This window comes from Streptomyces sp. NPDC086766 (genome assembly GCF_044746005.1).
Classification (GTDB): Bacteria; Actinomycetota; Actinomycetes; order Streptomycetales; family Streptomycetaceae; genus Streptomyces.
In genome coordinates this window covers 664,753-679,924 of record NZ_JBIVBI010000001.1, presented here as the reverse complement: position 1 = coordinate 679,924, position 15,172 = coordinate 664,753, and the positions used below count along the sequence as shown (strand labels likewise).

Below are 15,172 nucleotides of genomic sequence, written 5' to 3'. Positions count from 1 at the left end.
CCCCCACTGACAACGGGCTCGGATCAGCGGTTCTGCGGGGTGCGGGAGCCTCGGTGAACCGGGCTCCGGCGGATGCGGGCCGCGGTGTGCCGGTCCGGCTGCGGCAGGAGTTCGCGGGCCGGGATGCCGGGCTTGTGCTCGACGGGGGTCCAGTCGGGCGAACCCGTGACCACGAGCGGGTCGAACAGGACGACGACCCCGGCGAGCAGCAGGAAGGCGAGCGGGCCGACCAGCATGGGTGCGAGCAGCGCCGCCGGCGAGTCCCCGGCCGTGGACGCGCCGTCCACGGTGTGCAGGTGCACGCTGAGGGCGGCCATGCCCATGTAGTGCATGCCGCAGACGGCGAGCCCCATGACGAGGCTCGCGCCCACGCTCCACAGGACCCCTCGGACCCGTCCGGCCGCCCAGAGGGCGGCGGTCGCGGCGACGACGGCTATGACGACGGAGGCGGTGACGGTGAACGTGTTGTACACGAACGTGCCGTCCAGACGCATCCCGGCCATGCCCATGTAGTGCATGGAGGCGACGCCCAACCCGGTGATCGTGCCGCCGGTGAACAGGGCGGAGCCGGTCGCTCCCCGGTAGCCGACCATGAAGACGCCGACGCCCACCATGAGGATGGCGACGGCCAGGCTCGCGTACGTCATCGGCTTGTTGTAGTGGATCGGCGCCTCCCGGACCGTGAACCCCATCATCGCGACGAAGTGGCAGGTCCATATGCCGGAGCCGATCGCGGCCGAGGCGAGGGCGAGCCAGCCGGGGCGCCAGGAGTGGGCGACGAGGAGGGCACGGGTGGTGCAGCGCAGGCCGAGCGCCCCACCGAGGCAGGCCATGAGAAAGGCCACCAGCGGGGTGACGAGCCCGTAGCTGAATCCGTCGACCGTGCCGTGCATGCGCGGCTGCCCTTCACCCTCTTGCGTCCCGGAATGCCCTGATGCGTTCCCTCGTCCCAGTGCCGCCGGGGCGGCCAGGGTTGACGCAGAGAGTATGACCCCCACCGGAATGGTCGAACGATTTTCCGGCAAAGAAACACGGCCTTGCCGCAGTTGTGCGGCACCGGTGAGCGGAGTTGGGCAACTCCATTCAATCCGTGGCCATCCTGCACCCCCTCGACGTTGACGCTCTGCTGTCAGTCTGATGCTGTCAGTAATCGGCCGACGCGAGGAGACCGCATGCGCGCGCGTGCAGTTGCCGCCACCATCACCGCGATTCTGGGGGCCACGCTGCTGTCCCCCACCTCCGCCCGGGCCGCCGCGGCCCACACCCGACCTCAGGTCGTCGCCCACCGGGGCGCCTCCGCCTACGCACCCGAGAACACCCTGCCCGCCGTCGACAGGGCAGCCGCGCTCGGCATCCCCTGGGTCGAGAACGACGTGCAGCGCACCAAGGACGGCGTCCTCGTCGTCGTCCACGACGACAGCCTGCGGCGGACCACCGACGTCGAGCAGGTCTTCCCGGGCCGTGCGCCGTGGAAGGTGAAGGACTTCACCGCCGCCGAGATCGCACGCCTGGACGCGGGGAGCTGGTTCGGCCGCGCGTACGCGCGCACCCGCGTGCCGACCCTCGCGCAGTACATGCGCCGGGTGGAGCGCAACCACCAGAGGCTGCTCCTGGAGATCAAGAACCCGGAACTGTATCCGGGCATCGAGCGGCAGATCCTCAAGCTCCTCGGCAACGAGGGCTGGCTGGACCGCCGGCACCTGGACGGGCGGCTCATCGTGCAGAGCTTCAGCGCCGGCAGTCTGCGGATCGTGCACGACCTGAAGCCGGGCGTCACCACCGGCTTCCTCGGCCGGCCGGAGCCGGGGGACCTGCCCCGGTACGCGGGCTTCGCGGACCTGATCAACCCCTCTCACGGCACGCTCTCCGCCGGTTACGTCACGGCCGTCCACGCGTTCACGGGGCCGCACGGCAGGCGGCTGCGGGTCTTCGCCTGGACCGTCGACGACGCGACCCGTGCCCGGACGGTGGCCGGTTACGGGGTCGACGGGATCATCACCGACAAGCCGGACGTGGTGCGTGACGCGCTGAACCGGCCCTGAGCCGGACCGCCGGGGCCCGCCCGTCCGTCCGGGGCGGCCGCGGGCCCGGGCGTTGTCAGTGGCCGGCCGTACGGTGGTCGCATGGACAGCCACGGGCAGTACGAGCAGCAGGTCGTGTGGGCCGTCGTCGGCACCGGTATCGGACCCCTGCTGCTGGCGGCGACCGGCGAGGGCCTGGTCACCGTCGTGTTCCACGCCGGCGACGCGGTGCGCGACGAGGCCCTCGCCGGGCTGGCGTCCCGGCTGGGCACCGAGCCCGTCGAGGCGCCCGGCTCCCCGCTGCTCGCGGAGGCGATACGCCAGGTGGAGGCGTACTTCGCGGGTGAGCGGCACGACTTCGAACTGCCGCTGGACTGGTCCCTCGTCACGGGCTTCAACCGTCAGGTGCTGCGCGTCCTGGCCTCCGACGTCCCGTTCGGCACGGTCGTCGGGTACGGCGATCTGGCCGGCCGGGTAGGACAGCCCGGCGCCGCCCAGGCGGTGGGCATGGCGATGGGGGCCAATCCGCTGCCGGTCGTGGTGCCGTGCCACCGGGTCGTCGAGAGCGACGGGGGCATCGGCGGATTCGGCGGCGGCCTGGAGACCAAGCGCAGGCTGCTCGCGCTGGAGGGCGTGCTCCCCGAGCCGCTGTTCTGAGCCGGGCCCCGTCCCCCGGGGACCCGCGGGTTCAGTCGTAGTGCCGGGCCTCGAGGATGTTGCCGTCCAGGTCGCGGAAGTAGAAGCTGCGCCGGGCCTCTCCCCGGGCGCCGTAGGAGTCGTAGGAGAGCTTCGAGACGGGGACGGCGTGCTCCTGGAGGCGGGCGCGCAGCACGTCGAAGCCGGCGGCCGGGAGGGACAGGCAGACGTGGTTGACGGGATGACCGGCGCTGCCGGACGCGCCGGGCAGCACGTCCATCCGCGGTGCCAGGCCCAGCGGTGCGAGATCGAGGATCGTCTCGTCGTTGACGCGCACCGAGGGGAAGGACACCGTGCCCTCCGCGAACTCGGCGAGCCTCAGCGGCTCCAGGCCGACCGCTCTTTCGTAGAAGCCGGCCGCGGCGGCGGGGTCGCGGACCCAGAGGACGACGTGGTCGAGACGTGTCGTGTTGTCGGTCATGCCACCAGGCTGGTGTCGGGCGTCCCCGGCCGCAAGGGTTTGACCGGGCGCGGCGCCCGCCAGGGATGAGGGAAGACCGACAGACGGGAGGCAGGCGCGTGCTGGTGGTGTCCGAAGAGGTGCGGGAGGCGCTCGCCGCGCGCCGCCCGGTGGTGGCCCTGGAGTCCACGATCATCGCTCATGGGCTGCCGCGCCCCCGCAATCTCCAGGTGGCGCGGGAACTCGAGCAGGTGGTGCGGCTGGAGGGCGCCGTTCCCGCGACGATCGCGGTGCTGGACGGTCAGCCGCACGTCGGGCTGAACAAGGAGCAGTTGGAGCGGGTCGCGAACGAGGAGGGGATCCGCAAGCTGGGTCACCGGGACCTGCCGCTCGCCGTGGCGGCTCGGGCGAGCGGGGCGACCACGGTGTCGGCGACCGCGATGCTCGCGGCCCTGGCGGGCGTCCGCGTGTTCGCCACGGGTGGACTCGGTGGTGTGCACCGGGAGTGGACGGTCACGCAGGACGAGTCCGCCGACCTGGGCCTGCTGGCCCGCACCCGGATCGCCGTCGTGTGCGCCGGGGTGAAGTCGATCCTGGACGTGCCGGCGACGCTTCAGCGGCTGGAGACGCTGGGGGTCGCCGTCGCCGGGTACGGCACGGAACGCTTCCCCGGCTTCTACCTCTCCGACTCGGGACATCCCGTGGACTGGACGCTGCGGACGCCCGAGGAGGTGGCCGAGGTCATCCGGGCGCAGGACACGCTCGGTGGGCCGGATTCGGCGCTGATCGTCGCCCATCCCGTGCCGGAGGACGAGCAGCTCGATCCGGGGCTGCACGCGCGCGTGCTCGCCGACGCGCTGCGCGCGTGCGGGGAGGAGGGCATCACCGGGCAGGCGGTGACACCGTTCCTGCTCGACTACCTGGTGCGGCACACGGACGGCGCCTCGCTGCGCGCCAACCTGGCGGCCGTGCGCGGCAACGTACGGCTGGCCGCGCGGATCGCGGCGGCCTGGACCAGGGTGTGACGGCGGGCCCGAGGGACACGGCGCGCGCTGACGGAGGAGCACTGCTGGTCGTCGGGGACGTCGTCACCGACGTCATCGCGCGCTACCGGGGGCCGCTGGCTTCCGGTACCGACACGGCCGCGGCGATCCGGATGGTGCCGGGCGGCGCGGGCGCCAACGTGGCCTGCTGGGCGGCCCACTGGGGGTGCCGGGACGTCCGGCTGGTCGGGCGGGTGGGCGCGGACGCGGCCGCCTGGCACGAGCGGGAGCTGATCGCCTCGGGGGTGCGTCCCCGGCTCCTGGTCGATCCGGAGGCGCCGACCGGCACGGTGATCTGCCTCGTCGACGCGAGGGCCGCGGCGGAGCGCACGTTCCTCACCGACAGCGGAGCGTCCCTGCGGCTGGCGGCGGCGGACTGGTCGGACACCTGGCTGGACGGGGTCGCGCGGCTCCATCTGTCGGGCTACCTGCTGTTCTCCGAGCCGGGCCGGGCGCTGGTGCCGCTGCTCGTCGCGTCGGCCCGGGCGCGCGGGGTGCCGGTGAGCCTGGACCCGGCGTCGGCCGGTTTCCTCGCCGGTCTGGGCGTGGAGCGGTTCCTGGCGCTGGCCGGAGAGGTCGACGTGCTGCTGCCCAGCCGGGACGAGGCGTGTCTGCTGACGGGTGTGCCCGATCCGGCCGAGGCGGCGGCCGAACTGAGCCGCCGTGTCCCGCTGGTGGTCGCCAAACAGGGCGCCGACGGAGCCGTCGTGGCCCGCGCGGGGGCCGTGTGCGCCCGGGTCCCCGCCGTGCCCGCGACCCCGCACGACACCACGGGCGCCGGCGACGCCTTCACCGGAGCGTTCCTCGCCACGCTGCTCACGGGCGCCGGGCCGGAGGCCGCGGCGGCGGAGGGGTGCAGGGCGGGTGCCCGGGCGGTGGCGCGCGTGGGAGGGAGGCCGCCGACTGCGGGATGACACCGGCAGCCGGGGAGCGGGGAACGGGGAGCGCGCCGAAGGCCGAGCCGTCTCCGTCCACAGGCGGGAACAAAGCGGAATCTCCCCTTTCCACAGGCTTGCTCGCCGCTCCCGGCGGCCTGGCAGACTGACGGGCCAAGGCGCGACCAGCGCGACGCGAGGAGATCCACACGAGGAGATCCAGATGTCCATGGCAGGGAACCTGCGGAAGGTCACAGGCCTCGGCAAGGTCGGTGGCCTCCGCGGAGTGGCACGGCTCGCCCGGCGACGCCTCCGGGTCGACCTGAGCCACCCCGCCCGGTCACCGCTGGGTTCCTCGGTGGTGAACTGCGTGATGTACCGGGACGGCTCCCGCGTTCCGGAGGCCGGCGACGTGGTGGAGGCCGTGGCGCGGGTCCGCAAGGCCGGTGACGGTTTCGTGTGGCTCGGGCTCCACGAGCCGACGGACCAGGAGTTCGCGGGCATCGCCGAACTCTTCGACCTGCACCCGCTGGCTGTCGAGGACGCGGTCGAGGCGCACCAGCGCCCGAAGCTGGAGCGGTACGGCGAGATGCTGTTCGCGGTGTTCAAGACGGTCTGCTACGTCGAGCACGAGGAGCTGACGGCGACCAGCGAGGTGGTGGACACCGGCGAGATCATGCTGTTCGTCGGCCAGGACTTCGTGATCACCGTGCGGCACGGCCGGCACGGCTCGCTCGGCCCCCTGCGCGAGGAGCTGGAGTCCGAGCCGCAGCAGCTCGCCAAGGGGCCGGCGGCGGTGCTGCACGCGATCGCGGACCACGTGGTCGACGACTACCTCTCCGTCACCGACTCGGTCCAGGCGGACATCGACCAGGTCGAGACCGACGTCTTCGCGGAGAACGGCGCCCGGGTCGATCCCGGGCGGATCTACCAGCTCAAGCGTGAACTGCTGGAGCTGAAGCGCGCGGTGGTCCCGCTCACCCGCCCGGTGGAGGACCTGGCCACCCGGCCGATACGAGTGGTCGACCTGGAGATACAGGCGTACTTCCGGGACGTCCTCGACCACCTGATGCGGGCGAAGGAGCAGATCGCCTCCTTCGACGAGTTGCTCAACTCGATCCTGCAGGCGCACCTCGCTCAGGTGACGGTCGCGCAGAACGAGGACATGCGGAAGATCACGGCCTGGGCCGCGGTGATCGCCGTGCCGACGATGGTCTGCGGGGTCTACGGCATGAACTTCGACCACATGCCGGAGCTGCACTGGCGGTTCGGCTATCCGCTCGTCATCGGCGTCATATCCGTCGCCTGCCTGGTGCTGTACCGCGGCTTCCGGCGCAACGGCTGGCTCTGACCGCCTGGCGCCTGCCGAAGCCTCAGCCGCTCCAGGCCGGATGGCGCGGGTCGTCGGCACGCACCAGGACGTCGGCCGTACCGGCAGGGTCGGTCTCGGCCTCGTAGCGCTCGAAGGCGGGCAGCGTCCACTGCTCCGGCTCCGGCGTACGGCGGCGCAGGGCGCCCGGGGAGAGGGAGACGTGGACGGTGAGGTCGAAGGGGAACCAGTGGCGCAGGAGAAAGGGGCCGTGCAGCAACAGCACGCCGCCGGGCGGGAGGTGGACGTAGGAACTGCGGGTGGCACGGTCGGCGACCGGGTCCCACAGGTCGGGCAGGACACGGCCGTCGCCCCCGGGATCGAGCGGGCCGAAGACTTCCCGCCACAGGGCACCGGTGTCGAACCAGCCGCTGTAGTAGGACTCCGCGTCGCGGTGGCCGTATTCGAGGCGGAGGGAGGCGGGGCGCAGGAAACCCCCGGCGGCCACGACGAGGGAGGAGCGGCCCCGGAGGCGGAGGGCTTCGCGGACACGCTCGGCCAGGTCGCCCGTGCGGGCGGCGGGCGCGCCGTCGACGGCGACACGCGGCCACGGGCTGCCGTCGGCCGGCTTCAGGTCGAGCAGACGCTCGGCCAGGAGATCGCCGAGCCGTTCCCAGGTGATCGCTTCGAGTCGCACACGGCCCATGATGCCGCGCGCCCACCGACGCCACGCCTGCCGGGACGGCCGCGCTCACCTGGTCGTGGGGGCTCGGCCGGGCGGGGCGGCGTGGGTCCGGGGCCGTGGGCGGGAATGAAGCAGCCATGACGGCTCCCCCGCCCCCTCTGGCCCGCTCCGGGCTCCTCGTCGTGCAGCCCCTCAGACGCAAGCACTGCGCCGAGTGCCGCCGGGGGCCACTGTCGCTGCTGGTGATCGAGGAGGGTGCGCCCCGCTGTCTGGACTGCGCCGACCTCGGGCACCTGGTGTTCCTGCCGCGCGGCGACACCGCGCTCACCCGCAGGTCGCGGGAGGAGAGCGCGCTGTCGGCGGTGGTGGTCCGGTTCAACCGGCGCAAGGGGCGCTACGAGCGGCAGGGTGTGCTCGTCGAGGAGGCGGGACTCGCCCGGGCCGAGGCACGGTGCCTGGCCGACGCGGAGGCCCGCCGCCGACGGCGGGCGCGGGACGCACGGCGGCGGGCGGCGGAGGACGTGAGGTTCGCGGACGCGTTCGCGGCGGAGATCAGGCGGCTGTTCCCCGGCTGCCCGGCCGACCGGGCCCGGAGCATCGCCGAGCACGCCTCGCTGCGCGGCAGCGGGCGGGTCGGGCGCAGCGCGGCGGGGCGGGCGCTGTCCGAGGGTGCGGTGATCTCGGCGGTCGTGGCGTCCGTACGGCATCTGGACACGCCGTACGACGGGCTGCTGATGGGAGGGGTGGCGCGGCACGAGGCGCGGCGGCGGATCGCGGCCGGGGTGGAGTCGGTACTGCGGGCGTGGCGGGAGCCGGAGGCGGGGGTCGGCTGAGGCGGGGGCGGGTGGGGGGCGGGGGCCAGGGGGAGGGGGAGACAAGAGCGGCACCGGGAGCGGAAGGACGGCCGGGCCCCGAACCAACCGCACGCCCTCCCACGTCCCCTCTCCCGCTCCACCCCCTCCCCCTCTCACACCGCGCACAGCTCTCTCCCGCACCGCCGCTCACCTGTGAGAAAGCGCTGTCACCCCTCTGCGATGCGGGCCGGGGGGACGTATCGTGGCCGAAAGAGTGCCGCCCGAAGTCGCACGGCGCGTCGTCCGCGTACGCAAGGGGGACGGCCATGGCCGATCCCAAGGGTTTCATGAGCACGCCCCGCCAGGAGTGGCCGCGCAGGCCGGTGGAGGAGCGGACCCGGGACTGGGACGAGGTCTATGTTCCGGGCGCGCTGCTGCCGATCATCAGCAAGCAGGCGGACCGCTGCATGGACTGCGGCATCCCGTTCTGCCACGAGGCCTGCCCGCTGGGCAATCTGATCCCGGAGTGGAACGACCTCGTCTCGCGCGAGGACTGGCGGGCGGCGAGCGACCGGCTGCACGCGACGAACAACTTTCCCGAGTACACCGGCCGGTTGTGTCCGGCGCCGTGCGAGGCGGGGTGCGTGCTCGCCATCAACCAGCCGGCGGTGACCATCAAGAACGTCGAGTGCGCCATCGCCGACCGGGCGTGGGAGGACGGGTTCGTCCGGCCGCGGCCGCCGGAGCGGCTGTCCGGTTGGACGGTCGCGGTGATCGGGTCGGGCCCGACCGGGCTCGCCGCGGCCCAGCAACTGACCCGTGCGGGGCACACCGTCGCCGTGTACGAGAAGGACGACCGGATCGGCGGGCTGATGCGGTACGGCATCCCCGAGTTCAAGATGGAGAAGCACCATCTGGAGCGGCGGGTGGAGCAGATGCGGGCCGAGGGGACGAGGTTCCGTACGTCGACGGCGGTCGGGCGGGACGTCGGGGCCGCCGAGTTGCGGGGGCGCTACGACGCCGTGGTGATCGCCACGGGTGCCACGGCGTGGCGGGAACTGGACGTACCGGGGCGGGAGTTGGCCGGGATACATCAGGCGATGGAGTATCTGCCGCTGGCCAACCGGGTGTGCGAGGGGGATCTGGAGAGGTCGCCGTTGTGCGCCGCGGGCAGCCATGTCGTCATCGTGGGCGGCGGTGACACCGGGGCGGACTGCCTCGGCACGGCGGTGCGGGAGCGGGCCGCGTCCGTGACCCAGCTGGACATCTACGCGCAGCCGGGCGGGGAGCGGGACGAGGACGTCGAGCCGTGGCCGACGTATCCGAAGATCTACCGGCTGTCGGCCGCGCACGAGGAGGCTCGGGATCTGCGGACGGCGCCGGCCGCGGATGCGGACGCGCGGTTGTTCGCGGCGTCGACGCTCCGCTTCACCGGTGACGCGGACGGGCATGTGCGGTCGCTGCACCTGGTCGAGGTGGACGCCGCCCGGCAGCCGGTGCCGGACACCGGGCGGACGCTGCCGGCCGACCTCGTGCTGCTCGCGCTCGGCTTCTCCGGGCCCGACCGGGAGGACGGGCTCGTCGATCAGTTGGGGCTGGAGCTGATGCCTCGGGGGACGATCGCCCGCGGGTCCGACTTCGCGACGAACGTTTCCGGGGTGTTCGCGGCGGGGGACGCGGCGCGCGGGCAGTCGCTGATCGTGTGGGCGATCGCGGAGGGACGGGCGGTGGCGGCGGCCGTCGACCGTTATCTGACGGGCAGTTCGCGGCTGCCGGCGCCGATCGGGCCCTACGACCGGCCGATGGCCGTCTAGACGAAGCGCCGCCCGCCTGCCCGGATCAGGGCTTGCGTGCCACCGCCCCGTAGCCCGGGATGACGCCGTCGTCCTGGCCCGGGACCGGGTCCCCCAGTTCCGGGTGCCAGCGGTGGACCACCTCGACGCCGGGTTCGACCAGTTCCAGCCCGTCGAAGAAGCGGGCGAACTCCGCGCGGGAGCGCAGGGCCAGGGTGACGCCGGCCGCCTTGAGCTTCTCGGTGGCGGCCGCCGACTCCTCGGGGGTGAAGTCGGCGGTCGCGTGGGTCATCATCAGGTAGCTGCCGGAGGGGAGTTCGGCGAGCAGCCGGTTCACCAGCTCGTGGGCTCCGTCCTCGTCGGAGACGAAGTGGAGCAGGGCGACGAGGGACAGGGCCACGGGCCGGCCGAGGTCCAGCACCTTCCTGGCGCCCTCGACGACGGCCGCGGGATCGCGCACGTCGGCCTGGAGGTACTCGGTCACGCCCTCGGGCGTGCCGCGCAGCAGGGCCGCCGCGTGGGCCAGCACGATCGGGTCGTTGTCGCAGTAGACGACGCGGGCGTCGGGCGCGATCCGCTGGGCGACCTGGTGCAGGTTCGGTTCGGTGGGGATGCCGGTGCCGACGTCCAGGAACTGCCGTACGCCGTGCTGGGCCAGCCAGCGCGTGGCCCGGTGCATGAAGGCGCGGTTGACCCTGGCCATCACCGGCACCCGCGGATCGAGGGCGAGCATCTGGCGCCCCATGGCCTCGTCGACGGGGTAGTTGTCCTTGCCGCCGAGATACCAGTCGTACATTCGCGCGGGATGCGGCCTGCCGGTGTCGATCCCGAGGTCGTTGCGGTCGGCGTCCTGCGCGGTCATGCGGCACCCCGTGAGTGTCTGAAGTGGTGGTTGACGTGGAAGTCGGGAAGGAGGGTGAACGTGGTCAAGTCGGTACCGGAAGTGGTCAAGCCGGTGCCGGAACAGGAATCGACCGGTCGGGCGTGAGGAGGGACGGGAGAAGAGGCGTCCCCGGTGGCCGGGCGGCGGTCAGGACAGGAGGAAGTCGGCCTCCCCCGCCTTGGCGCCCTGGATGAAGGCGGTCATCTCGTCGGAGGTGTAGATGAGGGCGGGACCGTCCGGGTCGGTGGACTGACGCACGGCTATCCGGCCGTCGGCCAGCTTCATCGCCTCCAGGCAGTTGCCGCCGTTGCCGCCGCTCCACGGCTTGTGCCACCCCTCGCTGCCCAGTTCACGGGCAGGCATGCCGTTGTAGATCCGCTCGGTGCGGATCCGCGGCGCGGAGGGGGAGAGGGTGCGATCCATTACAGCTCCTTGCGGAGACCCCGGAGGATCTCCTTCGTGCGATGTGCTGTGGCGGCGTGCGCCGCCATGCGGTCCATGACCTCGAGGTGGGCCGCCACCTCCTGGCGGGCGTCCAGGTAGACGGCGCCGGTCAGGTACTCGCTGTAGACCATGTCCGGCAGTTCGGGCATGGCGAATCGGAACAGCACGAAGGGCCCGTACGTGCCGGGGTGGGGCCCCGAGGAGAACGGGGCGACCTGGAGGGTCACGTTGGGCAGCTTCGTGGCCTCGAGCAGCTTGTCGATCTGAGCACGCATCACCTCCGGCCCGCCGGCCGGGCGGCGCAGCGCGGTCTCGTCCATGACGGCCCAGAACCTGGGCGCGTCGGGACGGGTGAGCAGTTCCTGGCGCTGCATGCGCAGCGCGACGTGGCGCTCGATGTCCTCGGGCTGGGTCTGGCCGACGGCGCCCGAGGTGAGGACCGCGCGCGCGTAGTCCTCGGTCTGCAGCAGTCCGGGGACGAAGTGCGGTTCGTAGGAACGGATGAGGCTCGCCGCGCCCTCCAGGCTGACGTACATGGAGAACCAGCCCGGCAGGATGTCGTGGAACCGCTGCCACCAGCCCGGCTTGTTGGCGTCCTCGGCCAGCTGGACGAAGGCCTCGGCCTCGTCGTCGCCGATGCCGTAGGCCTTGAGCAGCAGTTGGAGGTACGGGATCTTGAGGCCGACCTCGGCCGTCTCCATGCGGCGGACCGTGGCGGGGGCGACGCGGAGGATGCGGGCCGCCTCCTCGCGTTTGAGCCCCGCGCGTTCCCGCAGGTCCAGCAGGCGCCGGCCGAGCACGACCTGCCCGACGGTAGGCGCGGACCGCGGTTCGCTCACGCTCCACCTCCACAAAGTTTCCTGACAGCCCTACGGCGCCATTCGAAGATCTCCTCGAAGATCCGGCGGATCCCCGGCGATCCCAACTGGCGCCGCTCGACGTGCTGTTGCGAGCAGTGTGCCACGGCCTTTCACCGCGTCACACAGCACTCTGCACTTTTCATAGTGACACTTGCCAAGTGTTCACGCCGGGGAGATAGTGGCAAGCGTGATTCCGTCCCCGCCCTTAGGAACAGACGCCGCCGCGGACCCTTCCGGCCCCGGTGCCGCCACCGGAGCGGGCCCCGACGGCACCGTCGCCCGGCGCCGGTTCCGCTTCGAGCTGGCCGCGCACCCGGGTTCCCCCGCTCGGGCCCGACATCTGACGCGGGCCCGGCTGACCGGATGGTCGGTGTGCGAGGACACCTGCGACACGGCGGCTCTGGTCATCTCCGAACTGGTCACCAACGCCGTCGTGCACACCGCGAGCAGCCGGATCGTCTGCGAGCTGCACGACGGCGACGATCTGGTGCGCATAGCCGTGCGCGACCAGGGGTGCGCGCCGAGCGAGCCGCACCCGTCCCAGCGGGGTCCGGAGGAGGAGCACGGGAGGGGACTGCTCCTCGTCGACGCCCTGTGCCGGGCCTGGGGCACGCAGGAGCACGGTCCGGGGCTCGTGGTGTGGGCGGAGCTGCCGCGTCGGGCGGACCGGCCGGGCGACGCCGGCGCGCCGCGCGACGACCTGGGCTGGGGCGCCCGCCCCAAGCAGGGCCCCGCGCGCGGCCCGGACGACGAGGACGACACGCAGGCACGTGAGGGGACGGGGGCCGCATGGCTGTGAGCGTCGGCTCCGGCGCCGGTGGGGTGCTCAGCCTGGAGACGCTGGTGCGCCTGGGGCGCGGCGTGCGCCGGCCGGCCGCGCCGGGCGGGTCCGCCTCCCCGCCGCGGCTGACGGTGCCCGACGGCATGACCGCCCCGCTGGGCTGCGACGCGGTGGCGGTGCCCGCCCGGTTCGGGCCGCTGGTGATGCCGCGCCTGCCGCGCGTCGGATGCGTCTACGCCGATGAGGCGCACTGGTGGTGGATCGTGCCGTCCGACTCGGACTACGCGCTCCGGTGGCCCGCCCCGGCGCACTACGCCACCGGCGCGGTCCTGCACGACACACCGCGGGTTCCCGGGCTCGTCCACCGGTCGGACGACACGGTTCCGTACACCCCGCCGATCCCCCTGTACCTGGCGGTGTGCCGCGCGCTCGGGGCGACTCCGGCGTGGTCACGACCGGTCAGCGCGTAGGACGTACGCAAGACCGAGCCCCGTGTGTCGCGCGTGTGCCCCCGCGTCCGGCGCGGTGTGCGCCCGCGCGCCTCTCCTGCCGCGTCGCGCGCCCTGCCCTGGGGGTTCCCGCCCCGCGATAGTGGCCGTCCGTCCACGATCGGGGGAGGTCGACGGTGAGGAAGCGGCGGGGGCGACGGGATGAGGCGGAGGGGCCCGAGGTCTCGGAGTCGGAACGGCTGCTCTTCGGCGGCCCACTGCGCTACGACATGGGCTGGAACCAGCACCGGGACGCCTTCCTGGAGCTGAACCTCCGCGGCATGGTGACCCGGCTGCCGGGCCTGCTCGCGTCCAGCTTCCGGCTCGCCTGGCAGGCCGACCGGCGCGCCGCGCGGACCGTGCTGGCCGCCGAGACCGGCCGGGGCGCCGCGCAGGCGGTGAGCCTGCTCGCGGTGAACAGCGTGCTCGGCCGGGTGCTCGCGGCCGGCCCCCTGGAGGACCGGCTGCGCGGCACCGTGCCCGCGCTGGTCACCATGACGGCGGTGATGCTGGTGGGCGCGCTGCTGCGGGCCGCGTCGACGTACGCGACCGGCCGGCTGGAGCCCAAGGTGGAGCGGGTGGCGACCGAGCTGTACCTGGAGCGGGCGGCAGCCGTGGAGCTGGCCGCGATCGAGGACCACGCCTTCCACAAGCTGCTGGACACCGCGCAGTACGGCGCCTCCTCGGCCCGCCGGATGATCATGTACGGCACGCGGGTGGTGAACGCGATGATCTCGCTGGTCGCGGCGGCCGGCGTCCTCACGGTCCTGCATCCCGCGCTGCTCCCGCTGCTGGCCACCATGACGCTGCCGAGCGCGTGGAGCGCGCTGACGAACGCCCGGCGCCGCTACGAGTCCTTCCACACCTGGGTCCAGCACGCGCGCGCGGGACATCTGCTCAGCGGCCTGCTCACCGAGCCGGCTGCCGCCCCGGAGATCCGCGTCCACGGCGTGGGCCCGTTCCTGCTGCGCCACTACCGGGCGATGTCGGAGACCGCGGAGGCGGAACAGGCCCGGCTGGCGCGGCTCGCGGCCCGTACGGGCCTGTTCGCGGCGGCCTGGACGGGACTGGCGACCGTGGCGACGTACGCGACCCTGGGCGGGCTGCTGCTGAGCGGGGCGATGGCGCTGTCGGTGGCCGGTACGGCGGTGATCGCGATCCGCACCGGCTCGGCGAGCCTGGACACGCTGGTGCTGGAGATCAACTCGCTGCACGAGGAGGCCCTCTTCGTGGGTGATCTGCACCGTCTGTACGCCGAGGCGGCCGAGCGGGCGATCCCGGTCGGCGGGCGGCCCCTGCCGGAGAACCCGCGGGAGATCCGGTTCGAGAACGTCACCTTCCGCTACCCCGGCGACGCGTCCCGGCCGGCCCTGGACGACGTCACCCTCACCGTGCCCACGGGCCGGATCGTCGCGCTCGTCGGGGAGAACGGCTCCGGCAAGACGACCCTGGTGAAGCTGCTCGCGGGTCTCTACACCCCGGACCGGGGGCGGATCCTGTGGGACGGAGTCGACGCGGCGGACGCGGACCGGCACCAGCTCGCCGAGCGGGTCGCGATGGTGGCGCAGGACTTCAAGCGCTGGCCGTTCACGGCGAGGGTGAACGTCGCGGTGGGCCGCTCGTCGGCGCCCCTCACCGACGAGCGCGTGACGGGCGCGGTCGCCGACGCGGGCGCCGAGGAGGTGGTCGCGGACCTGCCCCGGGGCCTGGACACCCTGCTGGCGCGCAACTTCAGCGGCGGGCACGAACTGTCCGGTGGCCAGTGGCAGCGGCTCGGCATCGCCCGGGCCGCCTACCGGCGCGGCCGCATCCTCATCGTCGACGAGCCGACGGCGGCGCTGGACGCCCGCGCCGAGCTGGAGGTCTTCGAGCGGATCCGGGGGCTGGCCGGCAGCGGTCAGACGGTCGTCCTCATCACCCACCGGCTGGCGTCCGTCCGCCACGCCGACGTGGTGCACGTCCTCGACCAGGGGCGGCTGGTGGAGTCCGGCACGCCCGACGAACTGCTGGCCACCGGGGGCCTCTACGCGGAGCTGTACGCGCTTCAGGCGGAGCAGTTCACGGGGAGGGTGCCCGCCCCTGAGGCGGGCTGACCGCATC

At 73.2% G+C, this 15,172-nt stretch carries 16 protein-coding genes; 10 read left to right on the top strand and 6 right to left on the bottom strand.

Annotation, left to right across the window (positions count from 1 at the left end; genetic code table 11):
• Window positions 1-23: 23 nt before the first annotated feature.
• Window positions 24-893: an MHYT domain-containing protein gene (locus ACIPM1_RS03025; RefSeq protein WP_402428051.1), complete on the bottom strand. Its 870-nt coding sequence runs from the start codon at window positions 891-893 to the stop codon at window positions 24-26.
• A 279-nt stretch (window positions 894-1,172) separates the two neighbouring features.
• Here ACIPM1_RS03025 and ACIPM1_RS03020 point away from each other — a divergent pair, with 279 nt between their 5' ends.
• Together ACIPM1_RS03020 and ACIPM1_RS03015 are read left to right on the top strand one after the other, a co-directional pair.
• Entirely contained in the window at window positions 1,173-2,042 is an 870-nt protein-coding gene (locus tag ACIPM1_RS03020; RefSeq protein WP_402428048.1) for a glycerophosphodiester phosphodiesterase, read from the top strand.
• Between the two features lie 81 nt (window positions 2,043-2,123).
• Entirely contained in the window at window positions 2,124-2,678 is a 555-nt protein-coding gene (locus ACIPM1_RS03015; protein WP_402428045.1) for a methylated-DNA--[protein]-cysteine S-methyltransferase, read from the top strand.
• A gap of 31 nt (window positions 2,679-2,709) precedes the next feature.
• Here the strand turns inward: ACIPM1_RS03015 and ACIPM1_RS03010 are convergent, their stop codons facing one another.
• Window positions 2,710-3,138 carry a VOC family protein gene (locus ACIPM1_RS03010; RefSeq protein ID WP_402428043.1) on the bottom strand — a complete coding sequence of 143 codons (429 nt, stop codon included), beginning with the start codon at window positions 3,136-3,138 and terminating at the stop codon, window positions 2,710-2,712.
• A 98-nt stretch (window positions 3,139-3,236) separates the two neighbouring features.
• On the opposite strand from ACIPM1_RS03010, the gene ACIPM1_RS03005 reads away from it, so the two are divergent.
• The 3 genes from ACIPM1_RS03005 to ACIPM1_RS02995 all read left to right on the top strand — a co-directional run bounded on the left by ACIPM1_RS03005 (window position 3,237) and on the right by ACIPM1_RS02995 (window position 6,386).
• On the top strand, window positions 3,237-4,142 hold the full coding sequence (locus tag ACIPM1_RS03005) for a pseudouridine-5'-phosphate glycosidase (RefSeq protein WP_402428040.1): 906 nt from the start codon (window positions 3,237-3,239) through the stop codon (window positions 4,140-4,142).
• A complete protein-coding gene (locus ACIPM1_RS03000; protein ID WP_402428185.1) occupies window positions 4,127-5,074 on the top strand; it encodes a carbohydrate kinase family protein in 948 nt (315 codons plus the stop codon). The genes ACIPM1_RS03005 and ACIPM1_RS03000 overlap by 16 nt, the downstream gene beginning before the upstream one ends.
• A gap of 184 nt (window positions 5,075-5,258) precedes the next feature.
• On the top strand, window positions 5,259-6,386 hold the full coding sequence (locus ACIPM1_RS02995) for a magnesium and cobalt transport protein CorA (protein WP_402428037.1): 1,128 nt from the start codon (window positions 5,259-5,261) through the stop codon (window positions 6,384-6,386).
• Window positions 6,387-6,408: 22 nt separating this feature from the next.
• On the opposite strand, the gene ACIPM1_RS02990 is transcribed toward ACIPM1_RS02995, so the two are convergent.
• Window positions 6,409-7,041, bottom strand: a complete 633-nt coding sequence (locus tag ACIPM1_RS02990; protein WP_402428034.1) for a uridine kinase — start codon at window positions 7,039-7,041, stop codon at window positions 6,409-6,411.
• A 125-nt stretch (window positions 7,042-7,166) separates the two neighbouring features.
• On the opposite strand from ACIPM1_RS02990, the gene ACIPM1_RS02985 reads away from it, so the two are divergent.
• Complete coding sequence (locus tag ACIPM1_RS02985; RefSeq protein WP_402428031.1) at window positions 7,167-7,862, top strand: DUF2293 domain-containing protein; 696 nt, start codon at window positions 7,167-7,169, stop codon at window positions 7,860-7,862.
• Window positions 7,863-8,149: 287 nt separating this feature from the next.
• The gene (locus tag ACIPM1_RS02980; protein WP_402428028.1) at window positions 8,150-9,637 is read left to right on the top strand and encodes a glutamate synthase subunit beta; all 1,488 of its coding nucleotides are present in this window, start codon (window positions 8,150-8,152) and stop codon (window positions 9,635-9,637) included.
• Window positions 9,638-9,662: 25 nt separating this feature from the next.
• On the opposite strand, the gene ACIPM1_RS02975 is transcribed toward ACIPM1_RS02980, so the two are convergent.
• The 3 genes from ACIPM1_RS02975 to ACIPM1_RS02965 form a co-directional block, all read right to left on the bottom strand.
• Window positions 9,663-10,478: an SAM-dependent methyltransferase gene (locus tag ACIPM1_RS02975; RefSeq protein WP_402428025.1), complete on the bottom strand. Its 816-nt coding sequence runs from the start codon at window positions 10,476-10,478 to the stop codon at window positions 9,663-9,665.
• Between the two features lie 168 nt (window positions 10,479-10,646).
• On the bottom strand, window positions 10,647-10,922 hold the full coding sequence (locus tag ACIPM1_RS02970) for a DUF397 domain-containing protein (protein ID WP_356191515.1): 276 nt from the start codon (window positions 10,920-10,922) through the stop codon (window positions 10,647-10,649).
• Window positions 10,922-11,782, bottom strand: a complete 861-nt coding sequence (locus ACIPM1_RS02965) for a helix-turn-helix transcriptional regulator (RefSeq protein WP_356191512.1) — start codon at window positions 11,780-11,782, stop codon at window positions 10,922-10,924. Before ACIPM1_RS02965 ends, ACIPM1_RS02970 begins: the two co-directional genes overlap by 1 nt.
• Before the next feature lie 199 nt (window positions 11,783-11,981).
• On the opposite strand from ACIPM1_RS02965, the gene ACIPM1_RS02960 reads away from it, so the two are divergent.
• The 3 genes from ACIPM1_RS02960 to ACIPM1_RS02950 all read left to right on the top strand — a co-directional run bounded on the left by ACIPM1_RS02960 (window position 11,982) and on the right by ACIPM1_RS02950 (window position 15,165).
• On the top strand, window positions 11,982-12,602 hold the full coding sequence (locus ACIPM1_RS02960; RefSeq protein ID WP_402428022.1) for an ATP-binding protein: 621 nt from the start codon (window positions 11,982-11,984) through the stop codon (window positions 12,600-12,602).
• Window positions 12,593-13,054 carry a hypothetical protein gene (locus ACIPM1_RS02955; RefSeq protein WP_402428019.1) on the top strand — a complete coding sequence of 154 codons (462 nt, stop codon included), beginning with the start codon at window positions 12,593-12,595 and terminating at the stop codon, window positions 13,052-13,054. Before ACIPM1_RS02960 ends, ACIPM1_RS02955 begins: the two co-directional genes overlap by 10 nt.
• Window positions 13,055-13,302: 248 nt before the next feature.
• Window positions 13,303-15,165, top strand: coding sequence for an ABC transporter ATP-binding protein (locus ACIPM1_RS02950; protein ID WP_402428182.1), 1,863 nt, complete (start codon window positions 13,303-13,305; stop codon window positions 15,163-15,165).
• Window positions 15,166-15,172: the final 7 nt, after the last annotated feature.